Raw genomic sequence first — 17,734 nt, 5'->3', positions numbered from 1 at the left:
TCACCCCGGCGTCACGGGCAAGCCCTGATGCCGACCGGCCGGTCGCTCGGGTGTGATGCGCTCGCCGTCTTCACAGGCGGCATCCAAGAAGATCAGGAGGAGACATGACCCGACGCATCCGCGCCCGCTGCGCCGCGCTGGCGCTGACCCTGTCCCTCGCCCTGGCGCCGGTGCTGGCGCAGGCCGACACCTACACCCGGACGCGTTACCCCATCGTGCTGGTGCACGGCATGCTGGGTTTCGGTGCCATCGGCCCGGTCGACTACTTCTACGGCGTGCCGGCGGCGCTGCGCTCGGGCGGCGCCGTCGTCTTCACGCCTTCGGTCTCGGCGCTGGAAAGCAGCGAGGCGCGTGGCGAGCAGCTGCTGGCCCAGCTGCGCCAGCTGAAGGCGGCCTACGGCTACGGCAAGTTCAACCTCATCGGCCACAGTCACGGCGGGCCGACGGCGCGCTACGTCGCCGCGGTCGCGCCGGATCTGGTCGCCTCGGTGACGACGGTCGGCTCGCCGCACACCGGCTCGCCGGTGGCCGACGGCATCCAGGCAGCGGCCGGGGCCACCGGGCTGACCGGCGTCGTCGCGGCGATCGTCAACGCGCTGGGCACGGTGATCTCCTGGATCTCGGGCCAGCCCCAGCTGCCGCAGGACTCGCTGGGTTCGCTGACCTCGCTGAACAGCGCCGGGGCGGCGGCCTTCAACATCCGCTTCCCGCAAGGCGCGCCGACCTCGGCCTGCGGCCAGGGGCCGGCGGTGGTCAACGGCGTGCGCTATGCCTCGGTGGGCGGCACCAGCGTCGTCACCCACCTGCTCGACCCGGGCGACGCCTTCCTGACGCTGGCCTCGGCCTTCTTCGGCGGCGAGCCCAACGACGGGCTGGTGGGCCGCTGCTCGTCGCATTGGGGCACGGTGCTGCGCGACGACTACGGCTGGAACCACCTCGACGAGGTGAACCAGGCGCTGGGCCTGCGCAACCTGTTCGCGTCCGACCCGGTGGCCTTCTACCGCAGCCAGGCCAACCGTCTGAAGACGGCGGGGCTGTGAGCGCGCCGCGTCTGGCCGCCGCCGGCGTGGCGACGGGGGCCGTGCTCGCGCTCGGCCTGCTCTGGCACACACCGGACGAGCCCCGCCCGCCGGCGGCACCTGCAGCGGCTCCACTCGTCGCCCGGGCCGCCGCGCCGGCCGAACCGGCGCGCCCGGCCTGGCGGGCCACGCTGGCCGTGCCGCCGGAGTTCGAGCGCTGGGTGCTGGAGCGCAGCGCCTTGCGCGGCACCACGCCCGACGGCGGCTGGGGGCCGGTGGTCGACGGCCGCCTCGTGCCTTCGGCCGCGCTGCGCCGGCGTTTCGACTACGCGCTGCAGCTCGATGGCCAGGCCCCGGCCGAGACCATCGGCGCCTGGGTGGGCGAGCAGGCACGGCGAGAGCTGCCGGCCACCGCGGCCGCCGAGGTCGAGCGGCTGTGGCAGGCCTACCAGGGCCTGCGTGCCGCGCCGGCCAGCCTGGCGCCGCGTGCCGACGACCCCGAGAGCATCGCCGCCGCGCTCGACGAGCGCCACGCCCAGCGGGTGCAGTGGCTGGGCGAAGCCTGGGCGCGGGCCTTCTACGGCGACGAAGAAGCGGCGCTGCGCGCCCGCCTGGTCAGCGGCTGGCAGACCGCGAGCGCCGACGCGCTGATCGACGCCACGCGCCTGGACTCCGCAGCGCGCCAGCGCCTGGCCGACGAACTGGCCGAGCAGGCGCGCTGGGCCGAACGCATCGCCGCCGCCCGCGCCGAACTCGAGCGGCTGGATCGCCAGCCCGGGCTCGACGAGGTGCAGCGTGCCCAGGTGGCCGAGCAACTGCTGGCGGCCGGCTTCGCCGAAGGCAGCGAGCGGCTGCGGGCGCGCGGGCTGCTGGGGCGCTGAGCCGCGACGTCAGACGGCCGGGTCGTGCATCACCGGCAGCCGTGGGACAGGGCGGCCGGAGGTTCGTCGACAGCTTGCTAGATACCGTAGCGGAACTGTTCGATCTCCCAGGCGAAATGCTGTCGGACGATCGCGGTGGACTCTTCGTTGTAATAAAGACCGAAGTGCTCTGGCCTCAGCCTGCAGTCCGTCTTGTACCGCCCCAGCCCCTCGACCGGCTGCCGGATGTCGAGCCGATCACAGACCACCTGCAGGTCTTCGCGAAGGTGTTCGAAGCGGATGAAGAAGTCGACGGCGACCTTTTCATCGATCATGTAGACGCTTCGATCCAAAGGCAGGAGGTGTGCGTTCCGAACGTAGTCCGAGAAGCGATCCCTGACATCCTCGAAACGCGCGACGGCAAGGCGCTCGCGTTCAGCTTCCGGCGTTTGCATCCAGAACATCGAGACGACCTTGTCATAAGGATTCCTCATGACACAGAACTTGAAATAGGACTGCCAGACGTCTTCGCCGAGCAGGCTCCGCACCTGCGAGGCGGTCATGTGGTGGAAGTAGGTTGACCCACGCTGGTCCGGTCCGCGGTAGCCGATGATGCCGGCGTCAGTCACCAACTCCTGCCGGGCGTGGCTCTCGACATACAAGGATGGCGGACAGCAACTCTTCTCGAAAAATATCTCGGTCGAAGTCCCCGCCGTCTTCTTCGTCTTCAAGTAGATGAACTTCTTGATGTGGCTGCACAGCATTTTGAAGAATGAAAAATGGAACAGCGTGAGAAAAGGGTCGCCAGCCATTCTGGAGGCGTTGCAGTCCAGTCAGGACTCTTTTCGAATCGCCGGTGTGGCGGTTAGTAGCGCGCCATCTTTGATGTTGACTACCTCTGGCCGCAGTTGAAAAAAAGCCCATAAGTTCCGCAACTTATGGGCCTTTGGCTCACACGTGATGTGCGACTCGTAGGGCGACATAGTTTTTGCCCACCGAGTCTATACAAAACAACGACTTAGCCGTGCTCTCGCCACTGACCTTGTTGGGCGGTGTCAAAGTATCGGCGACTGGCCTACCGTCGCGCCACAGTTTGCGCGCACGCACGGCCTCGGCGGCGCAGAGGTGGGACTGCCGCCGGTTTGGCGACTTGGTGCCTGCTTCCGCAACTCCCGCGTCCGCGGCGATTGGACGCGCCAGGCCCGCCGCCGGGACAAGGCGGACCCTCGGCAGGACCTCCTCGTCGTCTCCCTCGTTGCCCGGGGCGCTCGCCTCCGGTTCACCACGCGTTTCCAGTCGACGGGGATCAGCTAGCCGGCGAACTCGTTCACCGTCGCGATTGCCTCGGATTGCGGCGAGAACAGACCGTCCTCGTCTTTGGTGCGGATAGTCCGCCCGCGGTCGCCGGCGAAGCGATGACGTTGGCGCCCACGTCGGTCGACAGTTCCGTGGCCAACGCGGCCACCACTTAGGATCGGGACAGTGAGGCTTCCAGCTTCATGGGGCCTTTTTCGCGCCTTCACACAGCTCGGACGCGAACTCCCCGGCCAGCTCCTGCAGACCCAGGTCCTCCAGGTCCGCCAGGCAGTCCAGTCGGGCGGCCAGCTCAGGTGCCTTGTCCACGACCTCTGGCGGACGACAGTCGCGCTGCATGTGCACCACCAGCACGGGCATGTGGTTCAGGTCGTCGGTGTGCAGCAGGCCGGCGTCCAGCTTGGCCACGAAGCGCTCGTCGCCGCCGTAGACGCTCAGATCCACGCGCGGCGCCGCGGTGATGTTGAGGGCGGGGAAGTAGCGCGAGGCGCCCAGCACCCCGGAGATCGCCACCTTATCCACGCCTCGCTTGCTTCGCAGGGACAACAGGCGTTGCGCCATCGCTTCCGGAGCTCGGGCATTGCCGGCAGGATCGATGAAACGAACCGACTTACGCGCGATGGCGTGCTCGTCGGCCAGCTTGCGCAGCGCCAGCGGACGCAGTCCGTGCAGCAGGAGCGGGCCGTCCCGCTCTCCGCTCACGACGCCCAGCTTCTGCAATTCGACCAGGGCGGCGTCGGCCGGCTGGTAGCTCGCCCCGGTTTGCCGGCGCAGATCCGCGAGGGTCAGCGGGGGTACCCTACACTGCCAACGCGCAACCCGATCGCCGATGCCCCATGTCGGTCACGATCCCGGAATCTGGCCTCCCCTTTGGGACCGCCTGCTGCAACAGGCCAATTACCGCGACTACCACTGATGGAGTTCAGCATGAAAATGTTCAATCCGCCGCATCCTGGCGAGACGCTGCGCGAGGACGTACTGCCGGCCCTGGGGCAGTCTGTGACGCAGGCCGCGGACGCGCTTGGCGTGTCGCGTGCGGCACTCTCGCGGGTCATCAACTGCCGTGCCGCCGTGTCGCCCGAAATGGCGCTGCGGCTGGAGCGTTGGCTGGGCGCCGAGCATGGCGGTAGTGCCGATGTGTGGATGCGGATGCAGGTTGCTCACGACCTAGCGCGGGCGGAGAAGGCCGCGAGGGCTGTGATTCGCCGGATCAAGCCGCTGCCGGCGGCATCCTTCGATGGGGCCGCGGCCTCCTGACAAGCGCGTTCCAGACAACAGCAACGAGGACGAACATTGAGCGGGATTGCTGTTCTTCCGGCCGGTCTTCCCTAGGTGTGAAGCGTCAAGACGTTGTCTCGTGACGCGGCGGGAAGTCGACTCATTGGCCCGGGTTTGAATTTGCTTCAGCGCCGATGTCTTGCGGCCCAACCGTCGTGCTCGAGCCGCCGGCTTGCGACGCAAGCTGCTCATCCGGCCCCTGACCGTCCTTGCCGCGCTTGGCCTCGATCTCTCTGAGCTGGCGGGTCAGCTTCTCATCCCAATGCTTCAGCTTGGGGCCCAGCAGGTAGAACCCGATGCCCACGAACGCGAGCGCCAGCACAAAGGCGAGGTAGTAGTAGCCGAGCATGTCTTCAGGTTCCTTCCTTCGGGGCCCGCTCACCGCCGGTAGGCCCGACCACATGGGACGCGGCGCGCATATCTTGGCTGACACCGCCAGAAGCCGGACCAACGCAGCGCACAAAATACTGCCGCAGGCCGTCGACGCTCGGTCCAGACACGAGTTCCATCCCAGCCGCGCGGGCCAGTTCTGGCGCTGACCGTCCTGCACCGGGAAAGACGGCGCTCAAGGGCCGGAACTGCCTCCGAAAGCGCTCCACCTCCGCCGCCTCGATGAACTGGGCGAATCGTCCGTGGACACGACGGCGCAGCGCACGCAGCAGCCCCTTCGAGAGTAGTTGGTAGACCACCTGCAACTTCAGGCCGAGGGCTTGGGCTGCCTGCGTGGAGGTATCCGGCTGTCGTGATTCCGCGACGACGTCTTCTGCGCGCAGCAGCCGGGGTTGTACGGAGAACCGCCGCCGTCCACCATGTGCCGGGTTACCACTGCAGCGCGAAGAGGGCACCTACCACTGCAACAGCGGCTGGGCTGCAGCTCTTGAGGACTCTCCGACCTCCGACCCTTTACATCTGCCCAGAGTTGTATCCCCAAGAGAGGGAAATCCTTTCGGTCATGGTGTGGACAGCTGAGCGCTATCCCAATGCCCGGCGTCAACTATCTTGAGCTGTCAGCGACAACTATCGTGAGCGGTGCGGTCGGGCGTTGATCATTAGGTTGGGGTTGCGCTGCGTTGCCGGGTCGCCGGCAACGCAGCGCGGCGGCGGTAGCTGTCCACGTTCATCTCCAGGATGGTCGAGTGGTGGACCAGGCGGTCGACGTGACGCTTCACGGCGAATCGCTCCAGCCCGGCGAAAGCTGCATCAACCCGTGTGACGTCTGACGCCTACTGACTAAGCTGTTAAGTGCTAATGGCCGAGTGTGTCCAGCACGTCTTGCAGGTACGCACGAGACTGCGGTGAGTAGTGCTTCAGTTTCAAGTCTTGGAAGCTCACCCCGACCATTTCGCCAAGAACATTGGGCTCTAGGAAGTACATCGCTCCCTCGAGCGTCAAAACCTTGTCAGCCAGAAGACGGTCCCGCAGTGCGATACCAAGGGCACCTTTTGTCATGCGGAAATGCTCGACCTTACCCTTGTAGCGGGCCAGCCGGCCTTTGCTATGCGAGCGGAAGGAGATGCAGAGGCGTCGAAGCGCACGCTGTGCGTCCGCCATCCGCGGATCCGGGTCTTCCCCGCCGGTGGATGCGAAGTGGTTCCACGGATAGGCCTTTGACTCCGGCCACGCGACTTGAAGCTTCACCCCTGGCCGTACTGTCGGGGGGCGAAGTCCGGCATCAGCCATCGCCTGTGCCGCTTCAATGTACACGACGTGGTCGTCTGCCTTGGAATGGTCGGCCTTCACCACAAGCTCGCCGCAGTTGAGGACCAAGTTCCGTCCCTTCAGCGCCACTGGGGCGACGAGATCAAGTTGGCCACCCTCTCCGAGCTCAATGTCTACATCCTCGGCATCGACCGTAATGCCTCCGACGCGACGACCGAAACGCAATTCGCTGCCTGCGATGGTCGTGAATTCGTGGACCTCTTCGTCGCCGACCTGCGGCGATAGGGACATCTCAACTTCCAGCGAGCCTTCGCCCTCGGCCGTTAGACGAACGACGTCGCCCACCCCTGCCGTCGCTTCCAGGGAAGCGTAGAGCAATCCAACGTGCTCCGCGGGGATGACGTTCTTACCGTTAAGGGCCTGCTTGTAGAACGTTAGCAGGAAGGGATTCGGCGTGTTGGGTCCCCCGCTTGCGAACCGCTCCGCGGCGCGGACAACCTCCTTGTCTTGCCCTGTAAGAGCACCCGCCAGAATGCACGCGCCGAAAACCGCACCTGCCGGTTTCTGCGTCCTGCTATCCAGAAATGGGTGTTGTGGTAGCAAGCTCTGGACAGCTTCATCGTAAGCTGCGACGGCATGCTGCGGTAGGTTGGTCGGCATCTTCGGGGTGCCTGCGCCAAGAACCAAACATGCGAGCCTCGACAACTGTTCCTCGGCGTCGTAGAGACCTGTCGGGTCCAGGCCCGATACCGTTGCCGCAAGCTGATTGGAGAGTTTGCCTGCCTCTCGGATCATTACTTCGGACGTGACCCGACCAAGAACTTGGCCCTTGAAGATCGATTCGACAGCGTCGTCGATCTTTGCCGGATTCGACTCTGAAGCGATCACAGTTGCGACAGCTTCGAGGACCGGTGCATACCCAGCGAACTGACGACCGTCCGCCCTCGTCTCACTCGTTAGGTGATCGACCAAGGACGACGCTGCCTTCTCGTACACCGAGTGATGTGCAGTGAGCGCTCCTTCCAGGTGTGGATAACTCCGCTTTCCAGTCTTCGGGTCGGTGAGCTTGGCGAGTCGCTCAATGGCTGCTCCTACAAACGTCTTCGCAAGTTCAGGCTGAAAGAGCTCGATGTCAAAGATCGGTGGATTGAGCCCTGACTTTTCGTTGAGAATCGACCAAGCCTCCTCTACGATGTTGACTCGACCTAGCAACACGATCGGCACCCCTCGAGTTCCGGCGACGTTCGCAACGTCCGCAAGGAAGTCTTCGAAGGAGCTTTGGGTCACCCTCAGCCGCGCCTCATCCAGCGCATCGACTAGAAGCGTTGATTGTCCGGCCTGCCATGCGCCCCACAGCCCAGCCTTCACGAGGCCGCCTACCAGGTAGTTGCCGGCGACCGTGGTTGCCGTCGCGAGATCCAGGTACACAGCATTCGTCGCGACGCAGATCTCTTTGGCCAGCGTCGACTTACCCACTGCTCCTGGGGCAGCGATAAGCCAGACGTTCTGCGAAAGGTCGTCGAAGTCTTCCCGCAAAGAAAGCGCGGCCTCGACGAATGCCGACGAGTGACGAGGAGCAGCATCCCAGCCCGGTAGAGCGGTGGATGGCGTCTGCGCGCGGACCTGCGCGAATCGCTGCCGCCAAAAATGATCGATTGAATACCTCATTCGCATCTCCCTGACTTCGTGGCTGTTGATCCTACCCAATGCGGCGACCTGGTTGCACGATGATGGCGCCGCGTTTGGGAAGCCAATGCGCGCGGTGTCACCACGACACGACCCTTCATCTTCATGCATCGACCTAGCAGGCTGTTGAAGAACCTCTGGACGCCCCGCCCCGCTGCGTAGAGCATCCAGCCATCGAGGACGGAGGACGAAGTCGATGCGAGGCGCCGACGGCTACAACGAATCGCTGTTCAGCACGGTGCGGCTGGAGGACTTCGTTCTAGCCAACCACCCGCTGCGGCCGATCCGGCAGTGGATGAACGAAGCCCTGTCGCGGCTCGACGGCAAGTTCTCCGCGATGTACGAGGCCGACGTCAAGGGCGGTCGCCCGAGCATCGCGCCGGAGAAGCTGATGCGCGCGATGCTGCTGCAGGTGCTCTACAGCGTGCGCAGCGAGCGGCAACTGGTCGAGCAGATCTCCTACAACCTGCTGTTTCGCTGGTTCGTCGGCCTGGCCATAGAGGACACGGTGTGGAACCACTCGGTCTTCAGCAAGAACCGCGACCGCCTCATCGAGCACGACGTGGTGACGGACCTGTTCAACGCGACGGTGGAGACGGCGCGCTCGCGCGGGCTGCTGTCGGGCGAGCACTTCAGCGTGGACGGCACGCTGATCCAGGCCTGGGCCAGCCACAAGAGCGTGCGGCGCAAGGACGGCAGCGACGACGACCGGCCGCCCGAGGACTGGCGCGGCGAGCCGCGCAGCAACGACACGCACGAGTCCAGGAGCGACCCCGAGGCCAAGCTGTACCGCAAGAGCGATGCGGCACCCGCGCTGCCGAGCTACCTGGGGCACGTGATGACGGACAACCGCCACGGCTTGGTGGTGGACGTGCAGGCCAGCCAGAGCGATGGCCGAGCCGAACGCGAGGTGGCCGCGCAGATGGTCGGCGACGCGGCCAGGGCCGCGGGACGGCGCATCACCGTGGGTGCCGACAAGGCCTACGACACGCGCGGCTTCGTGAAGGCGTGCCGGGAGAACGACGTCACGCCGCACGTCGCGCAGAACCTGGGCCGCCGAGGCGGCAGCGCCATCGACGGGCGCACCACGCGGCACGGCGGCTACGCCGTCAGCCAGCGGCGTCGCAAGTGCATCGAGCAGTGCTTCGGCTGGGGCAAGGTCGTCGGTCCGATGCGGCAGGTGATGCTGCGCGGACTAGATAAGGTCGACCAGCTCTTCACGCTGACGATGGCCGCCTACAACCTCACGCGGCTGCGCAGCTTGGCCGTCGTGCGTCCGCAGGGGGCGTGATGACGGCCACGAACCGCCGAATTGCCGACTTCAGGGCCGGGAATGGCGTCTCAAGGGCCTTCGGGAGGTCAATTTCGCCGCGGAGACGTACTGGATGACCTCGGGGCGGCTCATCTTCACGGGCTGGAATGTGCCGACGGTCAGTTTTTCAACGGCCTGCTAAAGATGCTCGGCCAACCCCGCCATGTAGGCCAGTCGCCCTAACTTTGTCAGCCAGTCGCCTTTTTGTGGCGCCAGTCGCAAAAACTCTGGCGCCCTACGCGACTCAACAGCGATTAAACGTCGATATTCCCCGCCCTCAACGCATTGCTCTCGATGAACTCGCGCCGCGGCTCCACCTCGTCGCCCATCAGCATCGTGAAGACGCGGTCGGCCTCGATGGCGTCCTCGATCTGCACGCGCAGCAGGCGGCGGACGTTGGGGTCCATCGTCGTCTCCCACAGCTGCTCGGGGTTCATCTCGCCCAGGCCCTTGTAACGCTGGCGGGCGACGGCGCCTTCGGCCTGGACCATCAGCCAGTCCATCGCGGCGCGGAAGTCGGCGACCTTCTGTTCCTTCTGCTTCTCACCCTCGCCGCGGCGCACCACGGCTTCCTCGCCGAGCAGGCCCTTGAAGGTGCGGCCGGCCTCGGCCAGCGCGGCGTAGTCGGCACCGTGCAGGAACTCCTGCGTGATGACGCTGGTCTTGACGTTGCCGTGGTGGCGGCGGCCGATGCGCAGCAGCGGCTTGTCGGTGCGCGGGTCGACGTGGAACTCCACCGTCGCGTCCTTCAGCGCCGCCTGCAGCGCCGCGGCGCTGGCCTGCGCGGCCTCGGCGCTGTCGACGTCCAGCTCCAGCCCGTTGGCGATGGCGCGCAGCGCGTCCAGGTCCATCCAGTTGCCCAGGCGCTGCACGACGTTGTTGGCGACGATGTACTTGCGCGCCAGCTGCTCCAGCGCCTCGCCCTGCAGCGCCGCTCGGCCGCCTTCGGCCAGGCCGTCGGGCAGCACGGTGGCGCCGTCCAGCGCCACCTTCAGCAGGAAGGCGTCGAGCTCCTGCCCGTCCTTCAGGTACTGCTCGTGCTTGCCCTGTTTCACCTTGTACAGCGGCGGCTGGGCGATGTAGATGTAGCCGCGCTCCACCAGCTCGTGCATCTGGCGGTAGAAGAAGGTCAGCAGCAGCGTGCGGATGTGGGCGCCGTCGACGTCGGCATCGGTCATCACGATGATGCGGTGGTAGCGCAGCTTGTCGACGTTGAAGTCCTCGGGCCCGATGCCGGTGCCCAGCGCGGTGATCAGCGTGACGATGGCGTCGCTGGACAGCAGCTTCTCGTAGCGCGCCTTCTCGACGTTCAGGATCTTGCCGCGCAGCGGCAGGATCGCCTGGAACTTGCGGTCGCGGCCCTGCTTGGCGCTGCCGCCGGCGGAGTCGCCCTCCACCAGGTACAGCTCGCACAGCGCCGGGTCCTTCTCCTGGCAGTCGGCCAGCTTGCCCGGCAGGCCGATGCCGTCGAGCACGCCCTTGCGGCGCGTCATCTCGCGCGCCTTGCGCGCGGCTTCGCGGGCGCGCGCGGCGTCGACGATCTTGCCGCAGATGATCTTGGCGTCGTTCGGGTTCTCCAGCAGCCAGTCGGTCAGCAGCCGGCCGACGATGTCCTCGACCGGCGCGCGCACCTCGCTGGAGACGAGCTTGTCCTTGGTCTGGCTGGAGAACTTGGGCTCCGGCACCTTGACGCTGACGACGCAGGCCAGGCCCTCGCGCATGTCGTCGCCGGCGACCTCGACCTTGGCCTTCTTGGCCAGCTCGTTGTCCTCGATGTACTTGTTGATGACGCGTGTCATCGCCGCGCGCAGCCCGGTCAGGTGGGTGCCGCCGTCACGCTGCGGGATGTTGTTGGTGAAGCAGAGGACGCTCTCGCTGTAGCTGTCGTTCCACTGCATCGCCACTTCGACGCCGATCGTCGTGCCCTGCTCGCTGGCCTTCTCGCCCATCGCGTGGAAGACGTTCGGGTGCAGGACCTTCTTGCCCTGGTTGATGAACTCGACGAAGCCCTTCACGCCGCCGGCGAAGGCGAAGTTGTCCTCCTTCGCGTTGCGCTCGTCGACGAGGCGGATCTTGACGCCGTTGTTCAGGAACGAGAGCTCGCGCAGGCGCTTGGCGAGCACGTCGTAGTGGAAGTCGACGTGGCTGAAGATCTCGTCGTCGGGCAGGAAGTGGACTTCGGTGCCGCGCTTGTCGGTGTCGCCGACGATCTTCATCGGGCTGGTCTCGACACCGTCGCGGACCTCGATGACGCGGTCCTGCGTGACGCCGCGCTTGAACTCGACACGATGCACCTTGCCGTCGCGGCGCACCGTCAGGCGCAGCCACTTGGACAGCGCGTTGACGCACGAGACGCCGACGCCGTGCAGGCCGCCCGAGACCTTGTAGCTGTTCTGGTTGAACTTGCCGCCGGCGTGCAGCTCGGTCAACGCGATCTCGGCGGCCGAGCGCCGGGGCTCGTGCTTGTCGTCCATCTTGACGCCGGTCGGGATGCCGCGGCCGTTGTCGGTGACGCTGATCGAGTTGTCGCTGTGGATCGTGACGACGATGTCGTCGCAGTAGCCGGCCAGCGCCTCGTCGATCGAGTTGTCGACGACTTCGAAGACCAGGTGATGCAGGCCGGTGCCGTCGGAGGTGTCGCCGATGTACATGCCCGGCCGCTTGCGCACCGCCTCCAGGCCTTCGAGGATCTGGATGCTGCTGGCGCCGTAGTCGTTCGGCGGGGTTTGGTTCGAATCGCTCATGGGCGCTTTCGCAAGACGGCCCGCACTGCTCGGGCCATCATCAAGTCAGAACCCCCCGCTAGGCGGGGGGCAGGGGGGAGCTCAACGGTAAGGCGAAGCCGATGAGGATCTGACTCCGTCAGATCCTCATCGGCATCACGACGTACTTGAAGCCCGTCTGCTCGGGCACGGTGAACAGCGCGCTGGCGTTGGTGTCCTGCAGCTCGATCTTCACCATCTCCTGCTGCATGTTGGCCAGCACGTCGATGAGGTAGGTGACGTTGAAGCCGATCTCGATCGTGTCGCCGGCGTAGTCGATCTCGAGCTCTTCCTTGGCCTCTTCCTGCTCGGCGTTGGACGACGCGATGCGCAGCACGCCGGGCTCGAGGTTCAGGCGCACGCCCTTGAACTTCTCGCTCGTCAGGATGGCGGCACGCTGCAGGCTGCCCAGCAGCGCGGCGCGGCCGACGACGAGCGCGTTCTTGTGGTTGCGCGGGATGACGCGGTTGTAGTCGGGGAACTTGCCCTCGACGAGCTTGGTGACGAACTCCAGCCCCGAGAACGCGAACTTGGCCTGGTTGCCGGCGAAGCGCATCTCGATCGGCGTCTCCTCGTCCTTCAGCAGGCGCTGCAGCTCGAGCACGGTCTTGCGCGGCAGGATGACTTCCTGGCGGTTGGGCACGTCGGTCTCCAGCGTGCCCTGGGCCAGCGCAAGGCGGTGGCCGTCGGTGGCCACCAGCGTCAGCGTCTTGCCTTCGGCGATGAACAGGATGCCGTTGAGGTAGTAGCGGATGTCGTGCACCGCCATCGAGAAGTGCACCTGGTTGATCAGCTGGCGCAGCGTCTTCTGCGGCACGCTGAAGGTGGGGCCGAAGTCGACCGCCTCGTTGACCAGCGGGAAGTCGTCGGCCGGCAGCGACTGCAGCGTGAAGCGGCTCTTGCCGCCGGCCAGCGTCAGCTTGTTCTGCGCCGACGACAGCGTCACGGTCTGCTCGGCCGGCAGCGCGCGCAGGATGTCGATCAGCTTGCGCGCGCCCACCGTCGTCGCGAAGTGGCCTTCGTCGCCGCCGAGCTCGGCGCTGGTGCGCACCTGGATCTCCAGGTCGCTGGTCGTCAGCTCGACGACCGGGCCGTTCTTGCGCAGCAGCACGTTGGCCAGGATCGGCAGCGTGTGCCGCCGCTCGACGATGCCGGCCACCGACTGCAGGGCCTCGAGCAACTTTTCCTGGGCGGCCTTCAGAACAATCATGTCTTCCTCTTTAACTTGGTGGTCGTAGTAGGCGACGGCAACTTCTGGGGACAACGCTATTTTCCGCCTTTCCGACAACGCTTTAGCAGGTGGGCAGCGTTGTGGGTCACGACGTGGTTCTGGCGGTGCGTTTTCTGGACAACTTGCCGGGCGCCGGCGACGGCGGGGACAAGTTCACGGTTGTTCCGGAGTTTTCCCCAGGCCTGCACAGCCTTCGGTGACGGCCGTCAGCCCTTCAGGGTCTGCTCGAGCACGTGCAGCTGCTGGTTCAGTTCGCTGTTGCGCTGGCGCTCGTCGGCGATCTTGCGCACCGCGTGCAGCACCGTCGTGTGGTCACGGCCGCCGAAGAGCTCGCCGATCTCGGGCAGGCTCTTCTTGGTCATGTCCTTGGCCAGGTACATCGCGATCTGGCGCGGCCGCGCGATCGAGGCCGGGCGCTTCTTCGAGTACATGTCGGCGACCTTGATCTTGTAGAAGTCGGCCACCGTCTTCTGGATGTTCTCGACGCTGATCTGGCGGTTCTGGATCGACAGCAGGTCCTTCAGCGCGTCGCGCGTCAGCGCGATGTTGATGTCCTTCTGGCTGAAGCGGCTGTAGGCCAGCACCTTGCGCAGCGCGCCTTCGAGCTCGCGCACGTTGGCGCGCACGTTCTTGGCGATGAAGAAGGCGACGTCCTCGGGCATCTCGGCGCCTTCGGCCAGCGCCTTCTTGATCAGGATGGCCACGCGCATCTCGAGCTCGGGCGGCTCGATGGCCACCGTCAGCCCGGCGTCGAAGCGGCTGGTCAGCCGCTCGTCGATGTCCACCAGCCCCTTCGGGTAGGTGTCGCTGGTCATGATGATGTGCGCGCGCTTGGCCAGCAGCGCCTCGAAGGTGTTGAAGAACTCCTCCTGCGTGCGGTCCTTGCCGGCGAAGAACTGCACGTCGTCGATCAGCAGCAGGTCCAGCGAGTGGTACTTGGCCTTCAGCTCGTCGAAGGTCTTGCGCTGGTAGTTCTTGACGACGTCGCTGATGAACTGCTCGGCGTGCAGGTAGAGCACGCGGGCGTCCGGGCGGTCCTTCAGCAGCGCGTTGCCGACGGCGTGCACCAGGTGGGTCTTGCCCAGGCCGACACCGCCGTAGATGAACAGCGGGTTGTACATCTGGCCCGGCGCGCCGGCGACGTGCAGCGCCGCGGTGCGCGCCATCTGGTTGGCGCGGCCCGGCACCAGCGTGTCGAAGGTCAGCGACGGGTTCAGCTTGTGGCGGTTGGACGCCGGGGCCGGCGCCGTGGCGACGGGCGCCGGCGGCACCGCCGCGGTGGCGATCGCCGCGGCCGCGGCGGCAGCGGCCGGCGCCGCCATCGGCGCGGGGACCGTCGCGTGGGCGTAGCCGTTGCTGGCGCGCAGCGGCGCGGGCGTCGGCGTCTCGGCGCGCGGTGCCAGCGTCAGCTCCAGGCGCACCGGCTTGCCCGCCAGGTCACTGAGCACCGACTCGATGCGGCCGGCGTACTGGGCGCGGATCCAGTCGAGCTTGAAGCGGTTGGGCACCCGCACCGACACGATCGCGGCGTCCGCCTCGTCCCGGCTGAGCTGGGCCGGCGGCAGCGGCCGGATCCAGGTGTTGAACTGATGTTCGGGCAGTTCGGTCGCGAGGCGCTCGCAACCGCGCTGCCAGAGGTCTACGGTCATTGTGGAAATCTTGTCATGCAAGGGGCGCATTCTACGTGCCGACGGCGCCACTTCAACCCAGTTATCCACAGATCGCCGTCGGGCGGTGTCGCGCCATCCCTTGGAGCACAACCTGGGGACATCCGATCTAACTGATTGACGCGACACGCTTTTCTTGCTGTAATCGAGGGTTTTCCGAATTTCTCACCCAGGGTAAGAGAGAGTTCTCCACCATGAAGCGCACCTACCAGCCGTCCAAGATCCGCCGTGCCCGCACCCACGGCTTTCTCGTGCGCATGAAGACGCGTGGCGGCCGTGCCGTCATCAACGCGCGTCGCGCCAAGGGCCGCAAGCGCCTCGCCGTCTAAGGTGAGACGGGCCGCTCTGGCCCGGCACGTCGACGTGCCGCGCGCCGGCTTCATGCGGCCCGAACCGCCTGTCGAGGCTCCGCGTAGCGTCCGGTCCGCCCGCTCGTGCAACCGAACGTGAAGCCGATCGTGCAGAAGGCCGACTTCGAGCGCGTGCTCGCGACGCCCAGCCGATCGCGAAGCGCTCACTTCGCCGTTCACCACGTGAGCGGTGGGCCTTGTGCGTCCCGCTGGCAGCGGCTGCACACCGCGGAATCAAAGTTGTCCACAGGCGACGCACATGCTGGTGCGCAGCCTGTGGATGACTCGGCGCGGCCGGCTCCCGAAGGGTGCTGGCTCGGCAGCGTCGTGCCCAAGCGGCACGCTCGCCGTTCGGTCACGCGCGTGCTGCTCAAGCGCCAGATCCGCGCCGCGATGGCGCGGCACGCCGACGTCCTGCCGCCCGGCCTGTGGGTGGTGCGCCTGCGCGCGCCCTTCGCTGTGGCGCAGTTCCCGTCGGCGGCGTCCGACGCGCTGCGCCAGGCCGCCCGCGCCGAGCTCGAGCAGCTCTTCGGCCGCGCGCGGCGCAGCTGAGATGGTCGCCGAGCTCGTGCACCTGCCGCGGCACCTGCTGGTGCTGCTGGTGCGCGGCTATCGCCTGCTGCTCAAGCCCTGGCTGGGCAACGCCTGCCGCTTCGAGCCCACTTGTTCCCAGTACGCGCTGGACGCGCTGGACCGCCATGGCGCCGCCCGCGGCAGCGCGCTGACGGTCTGGCGATTGCTGCGTTGCCATCCCTGGTGCGACGGCGGCTGCGATCCCGTGCCCGAGCGCTTTCCGAACCCCGCGCGGGGACTGTTCACCCGGCTCGTCCGCCCCGGTGCGGACGATGCCCAGTAGACCGAGCCTATGACCGACATCCGCCGCACCATCCTCTGGGTGGTCTTCGTCACCTCGCTGTTCCTGTTGTGGGACGCGTGGAACAAGCACAACGGCCAACCGTCGCTGTTCGGCGGCCCGGCCCGCCCGGCCGCGACGGCCGCGTCCGCGCCCGGCAGCGCCGCGTCCGCCGGCGTGCCGACGGCCTCCGCCGTGCAGACGCCGGCCGGCGCCGTGCCCCAGCCCGCGGCACCCGCCGGCGGCGAGCAGGTCGTCGTCACGACCGATCTCGTCAAGGCCACGTTCGACAGCATCGGCGGCCAGCTCGTGCGCCTGGAGTTGCTGAACTACCGCGATGCCAACCACCCGGACCAGAACGTGGTCCTGCTGGACCGTGTCGCCGCGCGCGAGTACGTCGCGCAGACCGGCCTGATCACCGGCCAGGCCGGCGTGGCGCTGCCGACGCACCTGACGCCGATGACGGTCGCCCCGGGGGCGCGCACGCTGGCCGACGGCCAGGACTCGCTGACGCTGCGTTTCGAGACCGCGCCGCTGGACGGCCGCCGGCTGGTCAAGACCTACACCTTCAAGCGCGGCGACTACGCCGTCGGCGTGCGCCACGAGTTCGTCAACGAGGGCAGCACGCCGGTCACGCCGCAGCTGTACCTGCAGCTCGCGCGCGACGGCAACGCGCCCGAGGGCGAGTCGCACTTCTACTCGACCTTCACCGGGCCGGCGATGTTCACGTCGACCAGCAAGTACAAGAAGATCGACTTCAAGGACATCGCCAAGAACGACGCCGGCCACGACAAGACCGCCAACGACGGCTGGATCGCGATGGTCCAGCACTACTTCGCGTCGGCCTGGATCGTCAACGCCGAAGGCCAGCGCGAGTTCCGCACGGCCAAGATCGGCGACAACCTGTACACCATCGCGATGGTGCTGCCGATGGGCGAGGTCGCGCCCGGTGCCAGCAAGGCGCTGGAGTCGCAGCTCTTCGTCGGCCCGCAGCTCGAGACCTCGCTCGCCGCGCTGGCGCCGGGGCTGGAGTACCTGAAGGACTACGGCTGGCTGATGCCGCTGTCCAAGCCGCTGTTCTGGCTGCTCGACAAGCTGAACTCGGCGATCGGCAACTGGGGCTGGGCGATCGTCGCGCTCGTGGTGCTGCTGAAGATCGCCTTCTACTGGCTCAACGCCAGCGCCTACAAGTCGATGGCCAAGATGCGGGCCATCAACCCGCGTGTCATGGAGATGCGCGAGCGCTACAAGGACAAGCCGCAGCAGATGCAGCAGGAGATGATGCGCATCTACCGCGAGGAGAAGGTCAACCCGCTGGGCGGCTGCCTGCCGATCCTGATCCAGATGCCGTTCTTCATCGCGCTGTACTGGGTGCTGCTGTCCAGCGTCGAGATGCGCAACGCGCCGTGGATCGGCTGGATCACCGACCTGTCGGCCAAGGACCCGTGGTTCATCCTGCCGATCCTGATGACCGCCTCGTCGCTGGTCCAGGTGGCGCTGGGGGCCAAGCCGCCCGATCCGATGCAAGCCCGGCTGATGTGGTTCATGCCGCTGGCGTTCGGCGTCATGTTCTTCTTCTTCCCGGCCGGCCTGGTGCTGTACTGGCTGACGAACAACGTGCTGTCGATCGCGCAGCAGTGGTACATCAACAAGAAGCTCGGCGTGGCCTGACGGCCGGCTGAAGCGCGCCAGACCCGAAGCCCCCGCCGGCGCGAGCCGCGGGGGCTTCGCCCTTCTCGACGG

At 66.6% G+C, this 17,734-nt stretch carries 15 protein-coding genes; 8 read left to right on the top strand and 7 right to left on the bottom strand.

Annotation, left to right across the window (positions count from 1 at the left end):
* Window positions 1-104: 104 nt before the first annotated feature.
* Window positions 105-1,040, top strand: a complete 936-nt coding sequence (locus LOC65_RS08155) for a triacylglycerol lipase (protein ID WP_230247162.1) — start codon at window positions 105-107, stop codon at window positions 1,038-1,040.
* Window positions 1,037-1,900, top strand: coding sequence for a lipase secretion chaperone (locus tag LOC65_RS08150; protein ID WP_230247161.1), 864 nt, complete (start codon window positions 1,037-1,039; stop codon window positions 1,898-1,900). Before LOC65_RS08155 ends, LOC65_RS08150 begins: the two co-directional genes overlap by 4 nt.
* Before the next feature lie 77 nt (window positions 1,901-1,977).
* Here the strand turns inward: LOC65_RS08150 and LOC65_RS08145 are convergent, their stop codons facing one another.
* A complete protein-coding gene (locus LOC65_RS08145) occupies window positions 1,978-2,610 on the bottom strand; it encodes a hypothetical protein (protein WP_138938775.1) in 633 nt (210 codons plus the stop codon).
* A 766-nt stretch (window positions 2,611-3,376) separates the two neighbouring features.
* Window positions 3,377-3,913: a hypothetical protein gene (locus LOC65_RS08140; RefSeq protein WP_230247160.1), complete on the bottom strand. Its 537-nt coding sequence runs from the start codon at window positions 3,911-3,913 to the stop codon at window positions 3,377-3,379.
* Window positions 3,914-4,108: 195 nt separating this feature from the next.
* Here LOC65_RS08140 and LOC65_RS08135 point away from each other — a divergent pair, with 195 nt between their 5' ends.
* Window positions 4,109-4,450 carry a HigA family addiction module antitoxin gene (locus LOC65_RS08135; protein ID WP_230269619.1) on the top strand — a complete coding sequence of 114 codons (342 nt, stop codon included), beginning with the start codon at window positions 4,109-4,111 and terminating at the stop codon, window positions 4,448-4,450.
* Between the two features lie 121 nt (window positions 4,451-4,571).
* On the opposite strand, the gene LOC65_RS08130 is transcribed toward LOC65_RS08135, so the two are convergent.
* Entirely contained in the window at window positions 4,572-4,820 is a 249-nt protein-coding gene (locus LOC65_RS08130) for a hypothetical protein (RefSeq protein ID WP_230247158.1), read from the bottom strand.
* Between the two features lie 896 nt (window positions 4,821-5,716).
* On the bottom strand, window positions 5,717-7,798 hold the full coding sequence (locus LOC65_RS08125) for a hypothetical protein (RefSeq protein WP_230247157.1): 2,082 nt from the start codon (window positions 7,796-7,798) through the stop codon (window positions 5,717-5,719).
* 214 nt (window positions 7,799-8,012) lie between these two features.
* Between LOC65_RS08125 and LOC65_RS08120 the strand changes: the two genes are divergently transcribed.
* Window positions 8,013-9,107 carry an IS5 family transposase gene (locus LOC65_RS08120; RefSeq protein ID WP_230247156.1) on the top strand — a complete coding sequence of 365 codons (1,095 nt, stop codon included), beginning with the start codon at window positions 8,013-8,015 and terminating at the stop codon, window positions 9,105-9,107.
* A gap of 275 nt (window positions 9,108-9,382) precedes the next feature.
* Here the strand turns inward: LOC65_RS08120 and gyrB are convergent, their stop codons facing one another.
* The 3 genes from gyrB to dnaA all read right to left on the bottom strand — a co-directional run bounded on the left by gyrB (window position 9,383) and on the right by dnaA (window position 14,770).
* Window positions 9,383-11,872 carry a DNA topoisomerase (ATP-hydrolyzing) subunit B gene (gyrB, locus tag LOC65_RS08115; RefSeq protein ID WP_009855988.1) on the bottom strand — a complete coding sequence of 830 codons (2,490 nt, stop codon included), beginning with the start codon at window positions 11,870-11,872 and terminating at the stop codon, window positions 9,383-9,385.
* Window positions 11,873-11,990: 118 nt separating this feature from the next.
* A complete protein-coding gene (dnaN, locus tag LOC65_RS08110) occupies window positions 11,991-13,100 on the bottom strand; it encodes a DNA polymerase III subunit beta (protein WP_009855987.1) in 1,110 nt (369 codons plus the stop codon).
* A gap of 227 nt (window positions 13,101-13,327) precedes the next feature.
* A complete protein-coding gene (gene dnaA, locus LOC65_RS08105) occupies window positions 13,328-14,770 on the bottom strand; it encodes a chromosomal replication initiator protein DnaA (RefSeq protein ID WP_230247155.1) in 1,443 nt (480 codons plus the stop codon).
* A 212-nt stretch (window positions 14,771-14,982) separates the two neighbouring features.
* Between dnaA and rpmH the strand changes: the two genes are divergently transcribed.
* The 4 genes from rpmH to yidC all read left to right on the top strand — a co-directional run bounded on the left by rpmH (window position 14,983) and on the right by yidC (window position 17,662).
* Window positions 14,983-15,117, top strand: a complete 135-nt coding sequence (rpmH, locus tag LOC65_RS08100; RefSeq protein ID WP_006299042.1) for a 50S ribosomal protein L34 — start codon at window positions 14,983-14,985, stop codon at window positions 15,115-15,117.
* 117 nt (window positions 15,118-15,234) lie between these two features.
* Complete coding sequence (locus LOC65_RS08095) at window positions 15,235-15,690, top strand: ribonuclease P protein component (protein WP_029718401.1); 456 nt, start codon at window positions 15,235-15,237, stop codon at window positions 15,688-15,690.
* Window position 15,691: 1 nt separating this feature from the next.
* Window positions 15,692-15,994: a membrane protein insertion efficiency factor YidD gene (yidD, locus tag LOC65_RS08090; RefSeq protein WP_009856722.1), complete on the top strand. Its 303-nt coding sequence runs from the start codon at window positions 15,692-15,694 to the stop codon at window positions 15,992-15,994.
* Window positions 15,995-16,003: 9 nt separating this feature from the next.
* Window positions 16,004-17,662, top strand: coding sequence for a membrane protein insertase YidC (yidC, locus tag LOC65_RS08085; RefSeq protein WP_009856723.1), 1,659 nt, complete (start codon window positions 16,004-16,006; stop codon window positions 17,660-17,662).
* The last annotated feature ends 72 nt before the right edge of the window (window positions 17,663-17,734 follow it).

The organism is Rubrivivax sp. JA1055 (assembly GCF_020966565.1).
Taxonomy (GTDB): domain Bacteria; phylum Pseudomonadota; class Gammaproteobacteria; order Burkholderiales; family Burkholderiaceae_C; genus Rubrivivax; species Rubrivivax benzoatilyticus.
This window is presented reverse-complemented; position numbering and strand designations above follow the sequence as displayed.

Bases quoted from the DNA above. Each gene is read 5' to 3' on its own strand.
- LOC65_RS08155 (WP_230247162.1), top strand. From the start codon at position 105: ATGACCCGACGCATCCGCGCCCGCTGCGCCGCGCTGGCGCTGACCCTG.
- LOC65_RS08135 (WP_230269619.1), top strand. From the start codon at position 4,109: ATGGAGTTCAGCATGAAAATGTTCAATCCGCCGCATCCTGGCGAGACG.
- LOC65_RS08130 (WP_230247158.1), bottom strand. From the start codon at position 4,820: ATGCTCGGCTACTACTACCTCGCCTTTGTGCTGGCGCTCGCGTTCGTG.
- LOC65_RS08125 (WP_230247157.1), bottom strand. From the start codon at position 7,798: ATGAGGTATTCAATCGATCATTTTTGGCGGCAGCGATTCGCGCAGGTC.
- LOC65_RS08120 (WP_230247156.1), top strand. From the start codon at position 8,013: ATGCGAGGCGCCGACGGCTACAACGAATCGCTGTTCAGCACGGTGCGG.
- gyrB (WP_009855988.1), bottom strand. From the start codon at position 11,872: ATGAGCGATTCGAACCAAACCCCGCCGAACGACTACGGCGCCAGCAGC.
- dnaN (WP_009855987.1), bottom strand. From the start codon at position 13,100: ATGATTGTTCTGAAGGCCGCCCAGGAAAAGTTGCTCGAGGCCCTGCAG.
- dnaA (WP_230247155.1), bottom strand. From the start codon at position 14,770: ATGACCGTAGACCTCTGGCAGCGCGGTTGCGAGCGCCTCGCGACCGAA.
- rpmH (WP_006299042.1), top strand. From the start codon at position 14,983: ATGAAGCGCACCTACCAGCCGTCCAAGATCCGCCGTGCCCGCACCCAC.
- yidD (WP_009856722.1), top strand. From the start codon at position 15,692: ATGGTCGCCGAGCTCGTGCACCTGCCGCGGCACCTGCTGGTGCTGCTG.
- yidC (WP_009856723.1), top strand. From the start codon at position 16,004: ATGACCGACATCCGCCGCACCATCCTCTGGGTGGTCTTCGTCACCTCG.